Origin of the sequence: Thalassotalea piscium (genome assembly GCF_030295935.1) — a bacterium.
GTDB classification, from domain to species: domain Bacteria; phylum Pseudomonadota; class Gammaproteobacteria; order Enterobacterales; family Alteromonadaceae; genus Thalassotalea_B; species Thalassotalea_B piscium.
Genome location: NZ_AP027362.1, coordinates 361,811 through 382,752 on the forward strand (window position 1 = coordinate 361,811; position 20,942 = coordinate 382,752).

The 20,942-nt window shown below is 37.9% G+C and carries 15 protein-coding genes; 13 read left to right on the top strand and 2 right to left on the bottom strand.

Going from position 1 to position 20,942, the window contains the following annotated elements; all coding sequences use genetic code 11:
* Positions 1-31 precede the first annotated feature (31 nt).
* Positions 32-937, bottom strand: a complete 906-nt coding sequence (locus QUD79_RS01465) for a TIGR03899 family protein (RefSeq protein WP_184425136.1) — start codon at positions 935-937, stop codon at positions 32-34.
* A 314-nt stretch (positions 938-1,251) separates the two neighbouring features.
* Here QUD79_RS01465 and QUD79_RS01470 point away from each other — a divergent pair, with 314 nt between their 5' ends.
* The 13 genes from QUD79_RS01470 to QUD79_RS01530 all read left to right on the top strand — a co-directional run bounded on the left by QUD79_RS01470 (position 1,252) and on the right by QUD79_RS01530 (position 18,805).
* On the top strand, positions 1,252-3,474 hold the full coding sequence (locus QUD79_RS01470; protein ID WP_184425138.1) for a bifunctional diguanylate cyclase/phosphodiesterase: 2,223 nt from the start codon (positions 1,252-1,254) through the stop codon (positions 3,472-3,474).
* Between the two features lie 329 nt (positions 3,475-3,803).
* Positions 3,804-4,484 carry an ABC transporter ATP-binding protein gene (locus QUD79_RS01475; RefSeq protein ID WP_184425140.1) on the top strand — a complete coding sequence of 227 codons (681 nt, stop codon included), beginning with the start codon at positions 3,804-3,806 and terminating at the stop codon, positions 4,482-4,484.
* A complete protein-coding gene (locus QUD79_RS01480; protein WP_184425142.1) occupies positions 4,472-5,431 on the top strand; it encodes an HlyD family secretion protein in 960 nt (319 codons plus the stop codon). Before QUD79_RS01475 ends, QUD79_RS01480 begins: the two co-directional genes overlap by 13 nt.
* Entirely contained in the window at positions 5,424-6,581 is a 1,158-nt protein-coding gene (locus QUD79_RS01485; RefSeq protein ID WP_184425144.1) for an efflux RND transporter periplasmic adaptor subunit, read from the top strand. Before QUD79_RS01480 ends, QUD79_RS01485 begins: the two co-directional genes overlap by 8 nt.
* On the top strand, positions 6,578-7,762 hold the full coding sequence (locus QUD79_RS01490; protein ID WP_184425146.1) for an efflux RND transporter periplasmic adaptor subunit: 1,185 nt from the start codon (positions 6,578-6,580) through the stop codon (positions 7,760-7,762). The genes QUD79_RS01485 and QUD79_RS01490 overlap by 4 nt, the downstream gene beginning before the upstream one ends.
* Complete coding sequence (locus tag QUD79_RS01495) at positions 7,762-8,997, top strand: ABC transporter permease (RefSeq protein WP_184425148.1); 1,236 nt, start codon at positions 7,762-7,764, stop codon at positions 8,995-8,997. The genes QUD79_RS01490 and QUD79_RS01495 overlap by 1 nt, the downstream gene beginning before the upstream one ends.
* Positions 8,998-9,240: 243 nt before the next feature.
* Positions 9,241-9,669, top strand: coding sequence for an ion channel (locus QUD79_RS01500; RefSeq protein WP_343043974.1), 429 nt, complete (start codon positions 9,241-9,243; stop codon positions 9,667-9,669).
* 702 nt (positions 9,670-10,371) lie between these two features.
* Entirely contained in the window at positions 10,372-12,309 is a 1,938-nt protein-coding gene (locus QUD79_RS01505; protein ID WP_184425150.1) for a pre-peptidase C-terminal domain-containing protein, read from the top strand.
* 74 nt (positions 12,310-12,383) lie between these two features.
* Positions 12,384-13,934: a M23 family metallopeptidase gene (locus QUD79_RS01510; protein ID WP_184425152.1), complete on the top strand. Its 1,551-nt coding sequence runs from the start codon at positions 12,384-12,386 to the stop codon at positions 13,932-13,934.
* 245 nt (positions 13,935-14,179) lie between these two features.
* Positions 14,180-16,339: a fatty acid oxidation complex subunit alpha FadB gene (gene fadB / locus QUD79_RS01515; RefSeq protein WP_184425154.1), complete on the top strand. Its 2,160-nt coding sequence runs from the start codon at positions 14,180-14,182 to the stop codon at positions 16,337-16,339.
* A gap of 15 nt (positions 16,340-16,354) precedes the next feature.
* Positions 16,355-17,518, top strand: coding sequence for an acetyl-CoA C-acyltransferase FadA (fadA, locus tag QUD79_RS01520; protein ID WP_184425156.1), 1,164 nt, complete (start codon positions 16,355-16,357; stop codon positions 17,516-17,518).
* A gap of 553 nt (positions 17,519-18,071) precedes the next feature.
* Positions 18,072-18,290 carry a DMT family transporter gene (locus QUD79_RS01525; RefSeq protein WP_286290737.1) on the top strand — a complete coding sequence of 73 codons (219 nt, stop codon included), beginning with the start codon at positions 18,072-18,074 and terminating at the stop codon, positions 18,288-18,290.
* Between the two features lie 323 nt (positions 18,291-18,613).
* A complete protein-coding gene (locus QUD79_RS01530) occupies positions 18,614-18,805 on the top strand; it encodes a DUF3185 family protein (RefSeq protein WP_184425160.1) in 192 nt (63 codons plus the stop codon).
* Between the two features lie 30 nt (positions 18,806-18,835).
* Here the strand turns inward: QUD79_RS01530 and QUD79_RS01535 are convergent, their stop codons facing one another.
* Positions 18,836-20,758, bottom strand: a complete 1,923-nt coding sequence (locus QUD79_RS01535) for a DNA topoisomerase III (RefSeq protein ID WP_184425162.1) — start codon at positions 20,756-20,758, stop codon at positions 18,836-18,838.
* Positions 20,759-20,942 lie beyond the last annotated feature (184 nt).

Below are 20,942 nucleotides of genomic sequence, written 5' to 3' on the forward strand. Positions count from 1 at the left end.
TGAATTGGTTAAATAGTTATTGCAATTGGTATTAATTAATCACAAAGTGTGATGAAAGGGTGTCCTTAACCAATTCTAAATAACTTTCATCGACTGAGTCACTAATCAAATTTGCCAGCTCTGCGCCAATGGGAGTGAATTTATAAAAGCTTAATAAACAATTGTGCTTTATTGGAGAAAGTATCATTGGCGAATTATTGCAATAAAAATGAATACTTTCGCCAAGCGCGATTGGTGAAGACTCTGTTTCTTGAATGAAAATTAAATGATTATCAGCAAGCGTTAAAAGCTCTGCATATGATAAACCAAACTTACCTAAATTAATCTTTTGAAGCCTTTTCTTACTAAAAAAGTTAAACATTCCAGGTAGTTGTGAAGAGCCCGATATTATACGAAGGTTTTTACGAGTACTATCTTTTAAGGCTAGCGCGCATGCTTTAGCGAATAATTTAGCCTCACCCATGCTCATTGTTCTAAAAGCTTGCAATGTCTTTAAAGAAAAGGATCCAGGCCTAGTGACTTCATACGCTAAAATTTTAGCCCATAACTCTTGCATAGTAGGATTGCTGATCCCTTCTGCAAACTCAGTAAAGCTATTAAACCAATCGACATCTGCCCTATCCGTAATTTCTTTATCTGAACAATAACTAATGGCTTTTTGAATAATAACTTCAAGGTTCTGCTGTTTTCTAAAGCGAATATAACGATCTCGCTTTTGTGTTCTTTCTTCGAGAGGGCATTGCTTCGATGCGCTAATCAGCGCACCGTCTAGGATAAACTGTTTAGCTAAATTTAATAACTGTAATTGAGAAGAAGCTCCAGATTTAGATGATTTATTCGACGCAGAATTTGATGTTTCTTCTGTGCTCACAACAGGTGGTTTATTTATTTCAGTAGTTTTTGCTACAGGATTAACTGAAGTTGTTGTGATTTTCATCTGCCTATTCATCCATTATAGTGTTGGTCTTTAAGCGCTAAATTCACCCTAAAAAGGTAATTGAAGGCTACTAGAAATACATGATAGAGTAATTTTAGTAAAAAAAGCGAATAAAAAAGTGTAAAGGTTAAAATAATTACCTAAACTTAGGCTATAGTGATATATCTTTGAAAGAATTAAAATAATTGTAATAGTTTGTTGAATATTATCGAACTGACTTTTATGATGGATTTAGAACAAAGTAATAAAACAAAATTTTATAATATGCATTTTTGAAATTAACTAATCACTTAGGTTGGTAATTTGAGGGTAGTATGCGGGCATCTGAAGATACTAATGATGATTTTTTATTTATCGACGATAGTGATGAAGATGAAATTCTTGATGATTCAAGTAATGGTACTTGGAAAGTATTAATTGTTGATGACGATCCTGAAATTCATTCGGTTACACAACTTGCGTTGTCTGACTTAGTCGTACTTGGAAAAAGGCTTGAATATTTACACGCATATTCAGGGAAAGACGCATGCCAATTAATTGAACAAAATGAAGATATTGTTTTAGTGCTGCTTGATGTTGTAATGGAAACAGACGATGCCGGCTTAAATGTAGTAAAACATATTCGAGAAACTCTTCAGCGACAAGATATACGAATAGTGCTTAGAACCGGACAGCCTGGGTACGCACCTGAAGAAAGTGTAATTAAAGATTATGACATCAACGATTATAAAACAAAAACAGAGTTAACTCGTCGTAAATTGGTTACTACCGTTTATGCCGCAATTCGCTCTTTTCAACAAATAGATACAGTTACTCAAAATCGCCAAGGTTTAGAAAAAATAATTGCGGCTGCAGCTGAATTACTAGAATTACATACTGTACATAAATATGCTGAAGGTGTGTTAAGTCAGCTCACTAATTTAGCTGATATTGAAAAAAGTTTTTTTTGCGCTAGAGGGCAAGGTATTGTAGATGCTGCCGATGACTTAAGTTTATATGTGTTAGGTCAATCGGGTGTTGATAATGGATTAGTAAACCAAAAAATTTCAGCCCTCAAAAATAATGAAATTGAAGAGTTAATTAAAAAGTGTTTCCAACAGAAATATCATTTACTAGGCTCTGAAGCGTCATGTTTTTATCTTTCAAGTGGTGTGTGCCGAGCAGTTATATATATTGAATTTTCAGCGCCACTTTCAGAAATTGATCAGCAAATTATTGAAGTTTTTCTCACTAATATCTCAATAGGTTATGAAAATGTACACCTATTTCAAAAGCTACGCAATGCGGCATACAAAGACTGGCTAACTGAGCTTCCTAATCGATTAGAATTTGTTAACTTATTAGATGACTTCGGACAAAGTAGCGACCTTAGCAAAGTTGCAGCATTAATAGATTTAACACAGTTCAGCGATATTAACGACGGTTTAGGCCAAGACCTAGGTAACCAATTATTAATGGCTGTATCAGCTAGATTGAAAACGCTAAGCGAACGTTGCAAAATCGCTAGAGTTGGCGCTGATGTTTTTGGTCTTATTGGCCCACAAGATTTAGTAAACCCTGAAAAACTTACCGAATTGTTTTCTGAACCCTTTGCTGCAGGGGAACAGCGTTTACCTGTGAAAGCTAGTTTTGGTTTATGTATGAAAGCTGATGCGGGCTCTCGTGGGGTCAATATCTTAAATCAGATCAATATTGCGTTGAACTTAGCTAAAAAAAGCAACCAATTCCATTTTGTTTATTACCAACAAGAAATGGAAGAAAAAACGTTATGGCGGTTAGGAATGATCCGTCAGCTTAGAACCGATTTTGCTGAAAAACGCTTAGAGCTTTGGTATCAGCCGCAGCTTAACCTGAATACGGGTAAGGTTATTGGTGCTGAAGCGCTTCTACGCTGGAAAACTGCTGACGGTAACTTTATTTCACCGGCTATTTTTATTCCTTTGGCTGAATATTCAGGGCTAATTATTGATATTGGTGACTGGGTGATTAATAAAGCATGTAGCACGATTAAGAGCCTCGAAAGTAATGGCTTTGGTCATGTCGGTATTTCGGTGAATGTCTCTATCCCACAATTTAAGAAAGATAACTTTGTTGATAATGTTATCCAAGCAACAAAAACACATAAAATTCCACCTAATAAGTTAGAGTTAGAAATAACAGAAAATATTCTGATGGATGAGCCACAAGTTGTTGTTGATGCCTTAGTTAAATTAAAGAAAGAGGGGATAAGTATTGCATTAGATGACTTTGGTACGGGTTATTCGTCAATGAGTTACTTGCAACAACTTCCATTAGATCGTTTGAAAGTAGATCGATCTTTTATTACTCATATTGCAGAGCCTGGTAAAGCAATTATTGCAGAAACAATCATTAACTTAGGTAAACAAATGAATTTAACTGTTATTGCCGAAGGAATTGAAGAAGTTGCGCAACAAGAGTATTTGAAGGGCTTAGGTTGCGATGAAGTACAAGGCTTTTTCTACGCCAAGCCTATGCCTGAAAATGAATTTTTAACTTTCCTAAAAAATAATAGCTAACACACCCTAGTAACCCTTTAACATCTAAAAGTTATTAACTGCAAAGTTAATAACTTTTTGTAACATTCTATTGCTTAACAGATTACTTGATTTTAGTAATTTTCACAGTGTGGGTTAACCATAGTTTGGGTAACCCAAAGCTATTCAAGACGCCCTAGTCTATTAATGTTAAATGGTAGCACTAGCAACGCACTTTTAAATCAATATTTATTACTTTTAGCTATAGCAATTGCTGTTTGTATTTGAAATTTTTAGCGGGTATATTGCTACCTGCTTGAATTTAATCAGTTTGCTCTAACCAGAAAGAAATTTTAATTAGGAATTCCCGAATGATCAGGGTCGAGAATATTAGCCGCACATACGGAAGTGGTGAATCGGAAGTTAACGCGTTAAAAAACGTGACATTGACTATAAAAGAAAATGAATTTGTTGCGATTATGGGGACCTCGGGTTCAGGTAAGTCAACATTAATGAACGTACTAGGTTGTTTAGATACACCTAGCTCTGGCGAATACTTCTTATCAGGTGAATCAATTAAAAGCATTGACGATGTCACTTTATCTAAAATACGAAATAATAAAATTGGCTTTATTTTTCAAACATTTCACTTACTACCTAGGTTAACCGCCCTTCATAATGTTATTTTGCCTTTAAGGTATAGTGATGTAGAGCAAGCAGAGGCTGAATCTAGAGGAGCTGTTATGCTAGAAAAAGTCGGTTTATCTTCACGTTCACACCATAAGCCATTTGAAATGTCAGGAGGCCAACGCCAACGCGTAGCTATTGCGAGGGCTTTGGTAAATAACCCTAAAGTAATTTTTGCTGATGAACCAACGGGCAACTTAGACTCTAAAACATCCTTTGAAATTATGAATCTTCTTTGTGAACTGCATAAGCAAGGACAAACCATTGTTATGGTTACTCACGAAGAAGATATTGCAGCATACGCTCAGCGAGTTATTCGCATGAAGGATGGCGAAGTAATAGGAGACACTGCATGTACAGAGTGATTACTTTCTTCTTATTGAGTTTATTCTTTACGCAGGTGTTAGCTCAAAATGTGTTAATTTTATCGGGTGAGATAAAAGCAGGAGATAATCAGACATTCTATTCACCCAAAACTGATAACTGGCGAGTACAGTTACAATGGCTACTACCAGAGGGTGAAATTGCCAATAAAGGCGACCTTGTTGTGGTTTTTGATAGTGGTGCAATTCAAAGCACTATTGAACAAACTGACGTTAACCTTTATGCAGCAAAAGAAGAGTTAGCTCGTAAGAAAAGTGATGCTAAACAGCAATTAATGGAAAAAGAGTTTGCTCAAAAACGCACGGAATTATTGCTCGCTAAGGCGAGAATTGATGCATCAATTCCAGTAGAACACTTAAGCCAATATGATTATGAAAAGTATCAATTAGATCTAGAAAAAGCATTGCTTGCTAATGCAAAAGCTAAAGATGAACTAGCCCAACAAAAAGTAGTTAACGAGGTCAATATAACTAAGCAAGAATTAACAATCAAAAAATACGAATTTGACCTTGATTATAATCAAAATAAATTGTCAAAAATGAGCTTGTATGCTGAGCGTACCGGACCTATTTTATATGCAAACCACCCATGGACAGGTGAAAAAATATTTGTAGGTATGACCGCCCAGCCTGCTTGGAAAATAGCAGAAATACCTTCAATGAAAGGGTTATATATAGAAGCTTGGGTGCATGAAGTTGACTATAAAAAAGTAGCTGTTGGCGATAGTGCTAAATTAACGTTTGATGCATATCCAAATCAGGTTTTTACTGCGACGATAAAGACACTTTCAACACAACCAGAAGAGCGAATGCTTTGGGGCGATGGTGTCTATTATCGCACTGTTGTTGATTTTACTGTTGATGTTAATACCGGTTTATTGCCTGGTATGAGTGCCCAATTAGAATTTCAAGGAGTGAGTAATGAATAAACTACTATTAGCTTTCGTTACTTTATGCTTAATAGCTTGTGAACCTGTGCCTTCAACTCAAGTAAAGCAGGAGGATGTTGAAATAATTATTAAGGCAAACGGTGAGTTAGAATCTAAAAATACTGCGTTAATTGCTCCCCCATCGGTTTCACGTATGTGGCAATTTCAAATCAAGAAGCTTATTCCAGAAAATACTAAAGTTACAAAAGGCCAAATACTAGTATCTTTTGATGATAAGAAAGTGGCAGATAGCCTTATTCAACAAAAAGGGGAATTAGAACAAGCTCAAAAAGAGTTAGAGAATAAAAAAATAAAAGAAACTGAGAAAGAGCAAGAGTTAGTTCTGACATTAGCGGAAAGGAAAATGCAATACGATAAAGCTAAGCGTATTGCAGAGATAGTTGATCACAGTCGCTCTGAAAATGAACGTAAAAAAAGAGAAATTGATTTTACTATTGCTAACAACGATTGGATGCTTGCAAAGCAAAAGCTTGCTTATCATCGAAAAAATACCGCACTCAACTTAAAGTTAGCTGAGGGCAAAGTAAATCGCTTAACCGCTAAAGTAAATGATTTAAAAAATGACATAGAACGGCTAAAAGTAAAAGCACCCATAGATGGTATGGTCATTTATCGGAGTAACTGGAATGGTGAAAAGCCTGCAGAAGGTGAAAATGTTAACTTTGGGCAACCGGTACTCGAAATTTCGGTGGTTGAAGACATGCAGCTTAAAGCACAAATTTTAGAGCCCGATAGCGGTCTAATAATGAAGGGGCAACGTGTTAAAATAACCTTAGACGGTACTCAAGAATTAGTTACTTGGGGCAAAATAACCAGTTTAGGCAAAGTGTTTAGAGACAAAACTAATCAAGATAGAAAGCGCATTTTTGATGCAATTATTGAGTTCGATAATATTGATAGCAAAGTGATGCGACCAGGTATGACAGCTCGGATTGAAATTATCGCAAAGACATTAAACGATGTATTAACATTACCCGTTGATACAGTTAATACCATCGATAATGTACATTATGTAGAGCGTATCGATACTTTTGGCCATACCCAGATTAGAGTTGAGGTAGCTGATGTTACCGGCAATAAAATAATAATTAAAGAAGGCTTACAACAAGGAGATGTTGTCGCGCTATGAAATATATTCTTACGCTAATTGCGGCACTAGTATTGTTCGGTTGTACTGAGTCTGAGTCGCCACCTTTACTTTATCACGTAGAAGAAAAGCCTTTTGATGTAAAAATACCTGCAAAAGGTGAGTTATTTGCTGCTCAGGCTACGGCTATTAATGCGCCAATGTCGAGTAACGGAATGCAAGTTATTGCTTGGCTAGCACCAGAGTTTTCGCATGTTAAAAAAGGAGATGTCATTATTCGTTTCGACGGCGAGTCAATGCAGGTAGAAAGCAAAAATAAACTTAACGAACTAGCGAAAACTCAGCAAGACATGCTGGAAAAAAGTGGAGCGTTGAATAAAGAGCTTAGTGGTATTAATAAAGATATGATCATGGTTGATCAAGAAAAGTTATTTGCAGAGCAATTTTCAATTGAAGATGAACGTATTCGTTCTAAACTTGAAATTATAGAATCATTACAAAACGCAGAATATCTAGGAACTAAACAAGACTACTTGAACTGGAAGAGCGACAGCTTTAGTGAAAGTGCCAAAGGAGATATGGGACTATTGGAGATGAAGCAACAGCTCCATCAAACTAAAATTGATCAATTATCTGCCCGCTTATCTCAGTTAGAAGTAAAAGCACCACATGATGGGCTTTTAGCTTATAAGGTTAACTGGCGTGGAGAGAAAGCGCGTACAGGGCAAACAATGTGGCCTGGTCAAAAAATTGCTGAGCTACCCGACACTAGTGTAATGAAAGCTAAACTTTGGGTGATCGAAAACGAAGCGATTGATTTAGGCAAAGGTAAAAAGGTTAGTTTGCGTTTAAATGCCAACGCCCAACAAGTTTATTACGGCACGATAGCAGCCGTTACCGCATTTCCAAAGACTATTCGCCGTGGTGACCCGCAAAAGTATTTTGAAGTAATTGTTGAGTTAGATGAACAACACCCAGACCAATTTGTTCCTGGTCAAAAAGTTGAAGCATTAATTACTGTTATGGCTAAAAAGTCTCGCCTAATTGTGCCAAAGCAAAGTGTATTTTCAGACCGCAATCAGTCGTATGTTTACCTTTATAAGTCAGGTGATTTTATCAAAAATAAAGTAGAAATAGGACAGTCTAGTCTAAGCTACTTTGAGATAACGTCAGGTTTAACATCAGGACAAGAAATATCACTTATATCGCAGGAGAAGCGCTAATGAAGTATTATGCATTAATTGTTGATACCTTCGATGAATTGCTTCAGCATAAGTTAAGAACCTTGCTGACTTTGCTTGGTATGATTTTCGGCGTGGGTGCCGTTATTGCTATGCTTAACATTGGTGAAGGGGCAGAGCGTGAAGCGCTCAAAATGATCAATACCATGGGGTTACAAAACTTAATTATTGAGAGTAAAGAATTCGAAGAAAAAGAGCTTAAAGAACAACGAAAACACTCTAGAGGTTTAAGTATTCGGGATGGAGAAATAAGTACTGAATCTTTACCATTTGTTGTTGATTTTAGTGCACAAAAAAAAGTAGAAACCTACACTATATTCAGTTCGGTAGGTAAAAGTGACGGCGAAGCGGTTGGAGTGAGCCCAAGTTACTTTGAGCTTTCCAAGTTTACTTTATCGCAGGGCCGAGTATTAACAGAAGAAGACGATATCGCTTTCGCTCAGGTTGCATTATTAGGTTCAGCAACAGCGAAACAGTTATTTCCGTTAGGGGCTGCCGTTGGAAAGAACATTAAAATCAACCACCTTTGGTTTAAAGTGGTTGGAGTGTTATCGCCGCCTTTTCTAAAGAAAGATGAGTTTCAAGGTATTAAATTAGGCGGTGATCAAAATCAGGTCTTTATTCCTCTAAAAACCGCTATTCATAAATATGCCAGCAAAAATTTAGCCAGTGAAGTAAGTAGCTTGAAGTTAAAGATAGACGATAATATTGACCCTATCCAAGCTGCTGTTGCTATTGGACATTTGCTTGATAGACGGCACAATGATGTAGACGATTATAGTATTATTGTACCAGCTGCATTATTAGCACAACAGAAACAAACTCAACAGATTTTTAACATTGTAATGTCTTGTGTCGCTGGGATCTCATTATTGGTTGGTGGTATTGGCATTATGAACATTATGCTGGCTACAGTATTAGAGCGTACCAAAGAAATTGGTTTACTAAGAGCAGTTGGCGCTACCCAAAAAGATATACAAATTCAGTTTATAGCTGAAAGCTTTACTATCTCAATTCTGGGCGGGATACTGGGCGTTGTATTTGGGATATTACTTTCTGAGGTTATCTCAATATATTCTGAATGGGCAGTGTCTTGGTCGATAAGTGCGATTGTTCTATCATTTAGTATTTGTGCAATGATAGGTCTGATATTTGGAGTATACCCGGCAATTAAGGCGTCAAAACTTGACCCCATAGATGCGCTTCAAAGTGATTAGCCTCTTGAGCTTATTACTTTGAATGTTGGGATTGGTTTCTGCTTTGCTTGTAAAAGGTTGCTAGAAAAGTATATCACTCGTTATTGTTGATAAAGCTCAACCATTTAATCAGCGCGGGTCACGTTAGCTGCTTTCTTGGTATAACAAGTAACTACTGCATTATTCGCTACTATAATTATGGCAGTACAACTACAAGTTATAAGCACAACAGCCCCTAACATAGGTTAGTTTAATATGGATTCCATGATGATCTTAGTTTTTTTGATCAATGCCTTAATTGTCGCACTTGCTGTACTCATTCATTATGAATTTCTTTACCGTTTAAACTTATATGTTCCTCGACTGAAAGGAACACATCGATTTAGCCTAGTACTGACTGTATTTGGCACTTTTATTGCCCATGTTATTGAAGTTTGGCTTTTTGCTCTTGCTTTCTATTGGATGAATAAAGCACAAGGCTGGGGAGAGTTAATGGGCAACTTTGATGGTAGTTTATTAGATTGTGCTTATTTTTCTTTTACTGTTTATAGCACCGTTGGCTTTGGTGATATTGAGCCGATGGGGAGCTTAAGGTATTTAGCCGGCATTGAATCGCTCACTGGATTGATTTTGATAACATGGTCAGCGTCATTTTTATATATTGAAATGCAAAGACAATGGTCAATAGACTAGGGGGATTTTGCTGTACGTTTTAGCAGTGATTTGTTTGGTGTTTATACAAGGCTGAACTTATGTAATGGGGTTGTTCCCCATAAATGAGTGAAAACGCCGCAGAAAAACCAAAGAGGCGCTGTCCTGCGGATACGTTTAAACATAATTTACTTTTCGTTGCTTACACGGAAGTAGGTACTTAGCGTGAGCAGGACGCGGAAGCTGTCTAGCTCATTTATGTAGAATATCTACACTTTTTCGCTACGCCTCAATTAAATCATGTTTAATTCGTACAAAATTTGTTCTCAAAAATTTAACACGCCCTAATACATTACTCACCAAATCTATTTATCTTGTCCCTTTTATTTAGTTCAGCTTAAGGACTTAGCGCTGCTGAGAATAAATAATCCTGCATTAACACAAAATCTATCGCGAATTTCAGACAATTAGACCAGTTTCATTAATTAAATGATCACATAGTTAGCTATATCGGCGTTTTTCAAGGTATTACCTACATTATCTATTAAATAGTGTTCATTTTATTTTACTGGCTGGTTTTAAATTGGTTAATAATTGGTTAATATAAGGTTAATTTACTTTGTTTTGTCTGGTTGACCTGTAGTGAGTTTTGGTTTGTAGGCTTTATAGAGTAGGCAAACCAGTAGATTCATCGCATTAAAAATGCGTGTATTTGCTAAACATCCAAATATTTAAGGACAACAAATGAAACTAGCATTATTTTGCTGCTCATTAATTTTTATGGGGGCAGCACAGGGGCAAGACAAACCATTGTTTGAAGCGCTTGAAGACCAAAACCATAAAGCACAAACTCTCAGCGCAATGAGTAAAGCGCAAGATCTGCATACGCACGCAGCTATTAAGGTGCGAATAAATAAAGACGTAATGTCAGATCACTATAATAAATTTAAACACAAGAATAAAAGAATAGACCAACTACGTAATGATCGAGCTGAGCTTCAGATCGTACTGCCAGATGGCTCCTTACGCAGTGTTGTTGTTAACCGTTTTAAAGAAAACACTAATAATGGCTATTCATTTTTTGGGCATATTGAAGGTCAGCCAACCCAAAAAGTGGCACTCAACGTTGTTAACAATCAGGCCTATGCAGGTACGGTATTGTTGGACGATATAAGCTATAAAATTATTCCTGAATCTGATGGCATATCTATTATTGAGCCAATTTTGGGTGAAGAACACCAATGTGGTGGTGGTAAAGTTGACCATGAATTAGAGCGTCAAATAGAGTCACAAGTTACCCCTGCGATAGATCTGCAGATAAGCAATGAAGTGGCTAACAATACAGCAAATAGCCAAGTTGATGTAATGTTGTTATACACTGGCGCAGCTCGAGTTGGTGCTGGCGGCACAAGCTATATGCAAGCATTAGCACAGCAATCAATCGATCAGATGAACCTGTCGTTAGAGAATAGTGAAGTTAATGCTTGGGTAAATTTAGTATACGCTAATGAAATCTCTTACCAAGAAACAGGTAATGGCTCTACCGATCTTAACTGGGTAACATCAAATGCCTATGTAGGTCAGTTACGTAATACCTATGGTGCTGACTTAGTGGGAATGATTATAGAAAATCCAGGCAACTTATGTGGTTTAGGTTGGTACATGTCGACCCCTAGTACAAACTTTGCTTCACGCGGCTTTCAAGTTACTCGCCGTAATTGTGTAGGTGGTTGGACGATATCGCACGAATTTGGTCATAATATGGGGTTGCAGCATGACGAAAGAAATGCCGGTGGTACACCAGGGCCGTATCAATATAACTATGGTCACCTATTAGCTAACAATACTCATACCATTATGGCTTACGGCAGCTCATGTAACTGGTGTCCTGCTATTAACAACTTTTCAAATCCGAATGTTTATTACAATGGATATGCAACAGGTAGCGCCTATCACAATAACGCACGCCGCTTAAATGATACTAGAGCGTATGTTGCAAACTTTCGCCAAGGTGAAGATACCACTCCTCCTACGCCCCCTCGTGAAACTATTGAATTAAATAAAGGTGAATCGGTTACCTTAAGTAGCTTGGGTAGAAATATCAGCCAACAATATCGTATTAATGTACCTAGTAATGTTAATAATTTAAAAGTTACTACAAATGGCGGAAGTGGCGATGTTGATGTGTTTGTTCACTTTGGTAGTGAAGCGAGTAGCCGTCAATACGACTGTCAAAGCCAAGGTAGTTCTAATACAGAAAGTTGTACTATCAGCAATCCACAGCAAGGCACATATTATATTACGGTAGCTGCAATTGTTAATAGTAATAATATTAATGTGTTAGCAGATTACAATGTAGAAACTAATAATTACAAGTACTTAGGTCGTAAGTATATTAGCCAAGGACACTATGTCACTTTACCCGACAATTACTACGGTTATTATTATGCTAAGGCTGGCACTCATCAAGCTCAATTGTCGGTTTCAGCGACAGGTCAAACAGATTTTGACTTATACTTACAGCGCTGGAATGGCTATCAGTGGACTTATGTTGCAAGCAGTAAAACACCCCAGAATAATGAAAGCATAAATTATACTGGCAGCGCAGGTTACTATCGTTGGTATATATATAGCTACTCGGGTAATGGCAACGCGACCTTACGCTACAACATCCCTGAATAACATTGAGAAAGGCTCCTTTAAGAACTGTTAAAGGAGCCTTATTTTATTTGTATTGTAAATTTATAGGCTAAAATATGAAACAATTTAATAAAGGACTATTAGCAACGAGCAGTAAATTAATTTTAGGATTTGCTGTCGGTTGTTACTCAGCACTGACATTTGCAACACCTCTGAATGTGGAAAACAGCGTAAAAACCCCTGCTGAAATTGTCGAACAGCAAAAGTTAATGACGGTTACCAAACAGCAGCTATTGTACGGCTATGAGGAAATGCTTAGTTTTGATGTTAAAGAATATTTGCAGCAGAACTCTCCACACCTTGTTGATTATGCGGAAGTTATATCGCATTACGCGGGTTACTCCTCAATTAGCCCTAAACTTCTTATTTCACTTATTGAGCAACAAACAGGGTTGATTTCAGCTCCTGGCACAGATGAGCAATTGCAAAAGCCGTTCGCGACACTTTCGAGCAAAACAGGTTTTGCAGAGCAAGTTGAAGAGATTAGTGAAAAACTAGCATCATCTTTCTATCAAGGGCACTCGTTTAAAGTTACAGGTAAGAATGAAAAATTAACAACAGATGCTGACGCTATTCGTGCAATTAATCAACTATTCTCTAAGCAAGAAAAAAGCACTAATAACTTGGCTGCAGTTGAGCAGATAAATCAATCAAAAATGATTGGTTTGATAACCCAGTATAATTTGCTATTTAATGCTATAAATACTGAAACAGAGCGCAATGCACTAAGACAGCAAACTAGCAATGATGTTAATGACTTGGATAGCTATTTTCAGTTGCCATTTCCTGAAGGTGATTATTGGAAAAATGGGGGTAGTCACGGCAATTCTGGAAGTGGAAGCTATCCTCAGTCATCGCTTGACTTTAACCAGGGTGGTTATTGGGGTGACAACTTAAGTTATATCTGGGTGTCTGCAGCAGCCCCCGGTACCGTTAAGTATCATTCATCTTGCCTAATGGAGGTTATACATCAAGATGGTTGGTCAACTACCTATTATCATCTATCAAACATCCAGTATGGAACAGGTGCTTATGTTGAGCGAAATACACCTATTGCCAACTATGCAAGCAATAAGTCACAAGCGCTCTGTAATGGCGGGGCGTCAACTGGGCCACATTTGCACTTTTCAATGAAAAAAAATGGTCAATACTATCATTTAAATGGCATGAAATTTTCTGATTATAAAGTGAAAACAGGTCGCAATAGCTACGATGAAAACTGTAATTATTTTTGGTTAGAGAAAAATAGCCGACGTTATTGCGCTTGGTCAAATATTTATAATTCAGGTGTTAGTGAAACGACACCGCCTGATAACAGTGTAATTTATACTGGTTATTTAGCTAATCGCGCTAGCCAAATACAACCTAACGGAAGCTGGTTTTATTATAATGGCGGTGCTATAAAAGCAAGCCTTAGTGGTCCTTCAAGTGCTGATTTTGAATTACGACTTGAGCGCTGGAATGGTTACCAATGGTATTCGGTGGCTACATCTACAAAGCCTAGTTCCACAGAACTAATTAACTATAGTGCTAATAGTGGCTATTACCGAGTGATTGTTTATTCATATTCTGGTTATGGCAATTATACACTCTCACTGTCAAAATAATTACTTCTCGCCCAAATACCCATTATTTGGGCGGTTTTCATATACTACCCTCTCTAAATACCTAATTATTATGAAACGACAAACTAGATTACTTGGTTACGCTATTTTGATAATTATCTTATTTTAAGACACCCGATTAAAACGCCCGTTTAAATAATTTGCAATTATTTTTCTTTCAAGGCACACTCAATCAACTATTATTAGTAGCAAAGATATATTCCTAAATTAAATATGAGGAGACAGGCATGTTATTTCAGGGCAAGAGCCTTTCCGCCGAGTTGTTGGAAAATGGCATAGTAGAGTTTAAATTTGACGCTGAAGGTTCAGTGAATAAATTTGATCAAGCAACATTTCAAGACTACAAAGCTGCGATTTCAGCAATCAATCAATGCAAAGAAGCCAAAGGTGTTTTAGTGACCTCAGGTAAATCTAACTTCATTGTTGGTGCTGATATTACCGAATTTATTGAAACGTTTAAGTTACCAGAAGAAAAACTAATTCCATGGATTAAAGATGGTTCAGATGTTTTTGACGCGTTTGAAGATTTAAATATGCCAACAATTGCTGCTATTAATGGTTTTGCATTAGGCGGAGGTTGTGAAATGACCTTAGCGTGTGATTACCGCATTGCAGATACAACCTGCTCTATTGGTCTACCAGAAGTGAAGCTAGGCTTGATGCCTGGATTTGGTGGTACTGTACGCTTACCTCGTTTAATTGGTGCAGATAATGCGGTTGAGTGGATGTCTACAGGCCGAGCACATAAACCCGAACAAGCATTAGCGGTAGGAGTATTAGACGCTGTGGTTGCTCCTGAAAACCTACGTGAAGCAGCTTTAAATATGCTTAATGATGCGATTGCCAACAAGCTTGACTGGCGCAGTAAGCGCCAACCTAAGCTTGAAGCTTTAAAGCTTAGCCCAGTTGAAAGCGTTATGACTTTCAGTACATGTAAAGGAATGATAGCTGCCAATGCTGGCAAGCATTATCCAGCGCCTATGGTTATGGTTAATACCATTGAAACTGCTGCAGGCCTTGATCGTGCCGGCGCAATGGCATGTGAAAACAAAGGTTTTGCAAAATTAGCTAAAACAGATGCAGCAACTGCACAAATCGGTTTGTTTTTAGCTGACCAAGTTGTAAAAGGTAAGGCTAAGAAAGCGGGCAAGCAAGCGACTAAAGTTGTGAACAAAGCCGCAGTATTAGGTGCAGGAATTATGGGTGGTGGTATTGCATATCAGTCTGCCTATAAAGGCACGCCTATTATAATGAAAGACATTAACGATGCTGCATTAGACCTTGGTTTAACTACCGCGGCAGGTATTTTAACTAAACTTGCCGATCGTGGACGTATTACTGCTAAGAAAATGGCAGGCGTTTTAAATAATATTACGCCAACACTCAGTTATGACAGTGTTAAAGATGTTGATATTGTGGTTGAAGCGGTTGTTGAAAACCCTAAAATTAAAGCTTCAGTGTTAGCTGAAGTTGAAAACAATGTTAGCGAAGATACTATTTTAACGTCAAATACTTCAACTATCTCAATTGATTTATTAGCGCAAAGCATTAAACGAAAAGATAAATTCTGTGGTATGCACTTTTTTAACCCTGTACATAAAATGCCATTAGTTGAAGTGATAAGAGGTAAAGATACTTCTGATGAAACTATTGCTGCGGTTGTAGCTTATGCCGCTAAAATGGGGAAATCACCGATTGTTGTTAACGATTGCCCAGGTTTTTATATTAATCGTGTCTTATTCCCATACTTTGCAGGCTTTAGCCAGCTAGTACTTGAAGGTGCTGACTTTACTGCCGTTGATAAAGTTATGGAAAAACAATTTGGTTGGCCGATGGGACCTGCATATTTACTAGATGTTGTTGGTATCGATACTGCTGATCATTGTACAGGCGTAATGTCTGATGGATTTCCAACACGAATGGGGAAACTTGAGAATGACCCAGTAAGTGCATTATATAATGCTAAACGTTTTGGTCAGAAAAACGGTACTGGGTTTTATGACTACGGCAAAGATAAACGCGGTAAGCCAACAAAACTAGCAGCGCAAGCTGCCTACGACCTGATCTCTGTAGAGCACAAGGCTTTTGAAAGTGAAGAGATTATTGCTCGTTTGATGATCCCTATGGTGAATGAAGTGGTTCGTTGTTTAGAAGAAGGTGTAGTTGACACTGCGGCTGAAGCGGATATGGGTCTCATTTATGGTCTTGGCTTCCCTCCATTTAGAGGTGGTCCAATTCGCTATTTAGAAACATTAGGTTTAGATAAATTTATCGCTATGGCTGATAAATATGCGCATCTTGGCGAGATATACCAAGTAACTGATGGCCTACGTGAAATGGCAAAATCAGGTAAATCGTATTTCACCACTGACGTAAAAACAGCTTAAGCCGAGGAGAACACCATGAAAGAAGTCGTAATTGTCGATTGTATTCGTACACCAATGGGACGCTCTAAAGCGGGCGTTTTTAGAAATGTTAGAGCAGAAGGGCTTTCAGCTCATTTGATGCAAGCATTGTTAACACGCAACCCTAATTTAGATCCTGCATTAATTGAAGATATTATTTGGGGTAATGTTAAACAAACGAAAGAACAGGGTTTTAATATTGCACGTAATGCTCAGCTGTTAACGAGCATTCCAAAGCATGTTGGCGCAGTAACGGTTAACCGTTTATGTGGGTCTTCTATGCAAGCGTTGCATGATGCGTCAACTAATATTATGTCAGGTCAAGGCGACGTATTTATTATTGGTGGTGTTGAGCACATGGGGCATGTACCTATGATGTACGATGTAGATTTTGATCCTGCATTAAGTAAATATATTTCGCGTGCTGCCGGTAATATGGGGTTAACTGCTGAGTTATTAGGTAAACAACATGGCGTTACTCGTGAACAACAAGACGCCTTTGCTGAGCGTTCGCATCGCTTGGCGCATAAAGCGATGCTTGAAGGTCGTTGGGCGAATGAAATTGTACCAACCCTTGGGCATGATGCTATGGGTGCATTAAAACTGATAGAACATGATGAAGTTATTCGACCAGAAACAACGATTGAAGGCTTAGCTGGGCTTCGTCCAGTATTTGATCCTGTAAATGGTACGGTAACAGCGGGTACTTCATCAGCGTTATCTGATGGCGCATCAGCAATGTTAGTAATGTCTGCAGAGCGAGCAAAAGAGCTAGGTTTAACACCGCGGGCGAAAATTCGTGGCATGGGTGTTGCCGGTTGTGATCCATCTACGATGGGTTTCGGTCCTGTACCTGCCACTAAAAAAGCATTAAAGCGTGCTGGTTTAAGTATCGAAGATATCGAATTAGCGGAGTTTAATGAAGCTTTCGCTGCTCAAGCATTGTCATGTGTTCGCCATTTAGGTATTGAAGATAAAATGGACGAGATGATCAACCTTAACGGCGGTGCCATTGCTTTAGGTCACCCATTAGGTTGTTCGGGTGCTCGTATTACTACTACATTGCTTAACTTAATGGAAAGCAAAGACGTAAATATTGGTTTATCGACTATGTGTATTGGTTTAGGCCAAGGTATTGCAACCGTTATCGAGCGTGTTTAACACTTCCTTTAATAATGTAATTTTGCTGAGTCTTTAAGCAGCTATATAAAAAGCCAATCAGTTGAAGCACTGGTTGGCTTTTTTAATTTTATAGTTGTTAGAATTTGCCAAGTTAAATTAACATTGATGTGGGGACGACCTCACCGCTCTATTTTATTAGGGGACGACCCCACATTTAATAGGGTATATTATGTCTTGGTTAATCTTATTTATTGCAGGAATTCTAGAGGCTGGGTGGTTAGTAGGTCTTCAAAAGTCAGAATCTTTTGCAAGGGGCTGTTGATCTTTCAGTTTATAGCTCTGTTGCACTTGAATAAGGTGTCAATCGAGGCGCTTAATGTAATATTTGGTTGTTCCAAATGCACATTAAGCAACAAAGAGTGACGATTTTTCAAGGCAACCCAAAGGGTTATGGTTATTTTTCAACCTAACCACGTTAAAAATAGTTAAGGTAGAATGAATACATTGCACTATTTTCGCCTTGTTATCTTAAAAATTAACCTATAGCAGAGCCTAAAAGGAAAGATTAACAGACCCTAACATCCCTTATGTTATCTTTGCTGTTATTTCGATGACACTGAGTTTAGTACTATTTTCAATTGCCTTGAAAAGCATTCCTATAAGCCATGCCTATTTGGTTTGGTTAGCAGTGGGTGCATCTTCTATTGCAGTCATTAATCATTACTTGTTTGATCAACAGCACACACTTGCGCATCTTTTTTGTTTTGGCTTAATATTTGTTGGTGTTGTTGGGCTTAAAGTAATTGGTTAATGATTCCGATAAATGGTTAGCTATTAAATGATAAAATAGGGTAACAGTAGGGCGTGTTTATTAATTATCATGTATATTAATACCAATCTCACTAACTATGTGATCATTTCTACTGGCTAAAACAATCAACTACTGCGTTATTTATTTTATAATTATCGCTACAAGGATGTAGCTTATGTGGGCAATGCGGGAGCATAATTGCCCTGAGCAACACGTTATGAAAATAAATGGCTTGTATTTGACTGTTTTCACTGCATAAAAAGTAGATCACTTAATTAATGAAACTGGTATAAGTTGAAATAATATAATTGTTTGGAGTTCAAATGAATAATAAAGTGATTGCAATAGTACTTGTTGTTATTGGTGTTGCCTTAACCGTTTGGGGTTATGATGTTTATGATTCTGCAGCATCTCAGGTGGGTAGAGCGCTTAGTGGCGATACTCCCATTGAAGCATGGGCTGGCCTTATTGGTGGAGTGGTTTGTGTTTTAATTGGTATTACCAAGCTAAAGTAGGCTAAAAACAAAATCAAAAAAATAACCATGTTAACTACTTTTTTTCTTCGCTTTCCAGCGTTTTTTATACGCCGGCTTTTGAGTCGATTTCACTCCTTGTAAGCTCGTTGGTAGTTGGCTTGAAGCACTAGCAATCAATTGAATTAATGTCTCATTCAAGGGGGTCATAAATTGTTGATAGCTTGTTGCTTGTTCACCTATGGCATTTAATGAAGCTTCCCATTGAGCTGTCATGTCAGGTTTTGTGCATTGTTCAGGTAGCGCATTTATTAAGCCTTTACCAACATCTGTGGCATGTATCTTTTTACCTTGGCGTTGTAAGTAGCAGCGCTTAAACAGCAAATCAATAATGCCTGCGCGTGTAGCCTCAGTGCCTAAGCCATCAGTGTCTTTTAATACTGCCTTTAGTACTTTATCAGTCACAAAGCGGTTAATGCCTGTCATTGCGGCTAATAATGTTGCGTCGGTAAATGCTGCAGGGCATTGTGTTAGCTTTTCTAATAAATTTCCTTTCAAGCAATGCAATGTTTCACCTTGTTTAACATCAGGTAAATGTTGTTGCTTACTATCCTCAGCAGCTGCATTAGTCGACTTTTTATATAAGCATTTCCAACCAATTTGAATTGGTACATTAGCACTAGCATTAAATAATCCGCCGGCTATTTTTAGTGATATCTTTCGGTGAGAATAGCGATACACAGGATAAAACTGGGCAAGGTATTGGCGAGAGATTAACTGATATACATTGCTTTCAAAACTGTTAAGGGTAATGTTCTTAGCCGATTTTTCTGTCGGGATAATCGCATGGTGAGCGGTTATTTTTTTGTCGTTCCACGCAAAGCTTTTTAATTGAGCATTAGCATTACTGGCACCTTCTGCTAATGGTGAATTGGAACTCGCAATATGATTTATAATGCCTTGTGCTTGTTGGTGTTGATCATTAGGTAGGTAACGGCAGTCCGAACGAGGGTAGGTAATTAATTTATGCTTCTCATACAATGCCTGACAAACATCGAGCACTAATTTTGCATTCATAGAAAACTGTTTCGCTGCTTCTATTTGTAGTGTAGATAAGTTAAATGGTAGCGGCGGTTGTTGCTTTTTTTCCTCATTTTTTGTTTCTACTACATGGGCAGGCTGATCGGTTACGCGTTTGATTACATTTTCAGCTAGGCTCTGCAACAATACGCGTCCTTCTTCGTCCATATAAGGTTGACAAGCTTCACTTGGTTGCCACAGAGCGGTAAACGTTTCATTATTTGGGGTGACGATATCGGCACTCACTTGATAAAAAGGTTTAGCAACAAAGTTTTCAATTTCTAGATCGCGCGCTACGACTAAACCTAAAATAGGTGTTTGTACACGGCCTACAGATAAGACCCCCTGATAACCTACTTTTGCGCCTTGTAACGTATACGCTCTGGTTAGGTTAATGCCGTATAACCAATCAGCTCGGCTGCGAGCTAATGCCGAAATTGAAAGTGGGATAAACGCTTGGTTAGATTTAAGCTGTTTTAACGATCTTTGCACGGCAGACACGTTTAAATCGCTTACTAATAAGCGCTGAGCACTTTTCTTTTTAGCAGCACTTACTTTGAGATAGTCGATGACTTCATCAATTAACAGTTGTCCTTCACGGTCTGGGTCACCAGCATGAATTAAGCGCGTTGCTTTTTTTACCAGTGTGCGAATAACAGCAAGTTGCCCTTTAGTTTTGTATTTAGGCTTGAGTTGCCATTGTTCTGGAATGATAGGTAGATGGTCAAGTTGCCATTTTTTATACTTTGGATCATATGCATCAGGCTCAACTTGCTCGAGAATATGGCCTATGCACCAAGTAACAATATCACCGTTGCCAACTTCAATATAGCCTTGTTGCTTCTTGTGAGGCTTAGGCAGTGCATCGGCAATAGCACGCCCTAAACTGGGCTTTTCAGCAATATATAAATTCATGTAAAGCGCTAATTGGTTAAACTAATGACTAGTTTAACCAAACACTGTTTATATATCCAGTTCAAAGCAGCAAAACTAATGAATCAATACTAGAGCCTGTTGATCTTTAACAGTTGTTTTTGCAACAGTTTGTTTGGTACTTATACAGGGCGGCGTCTGTTTCGTGTGGTTGCTCCCCATAATC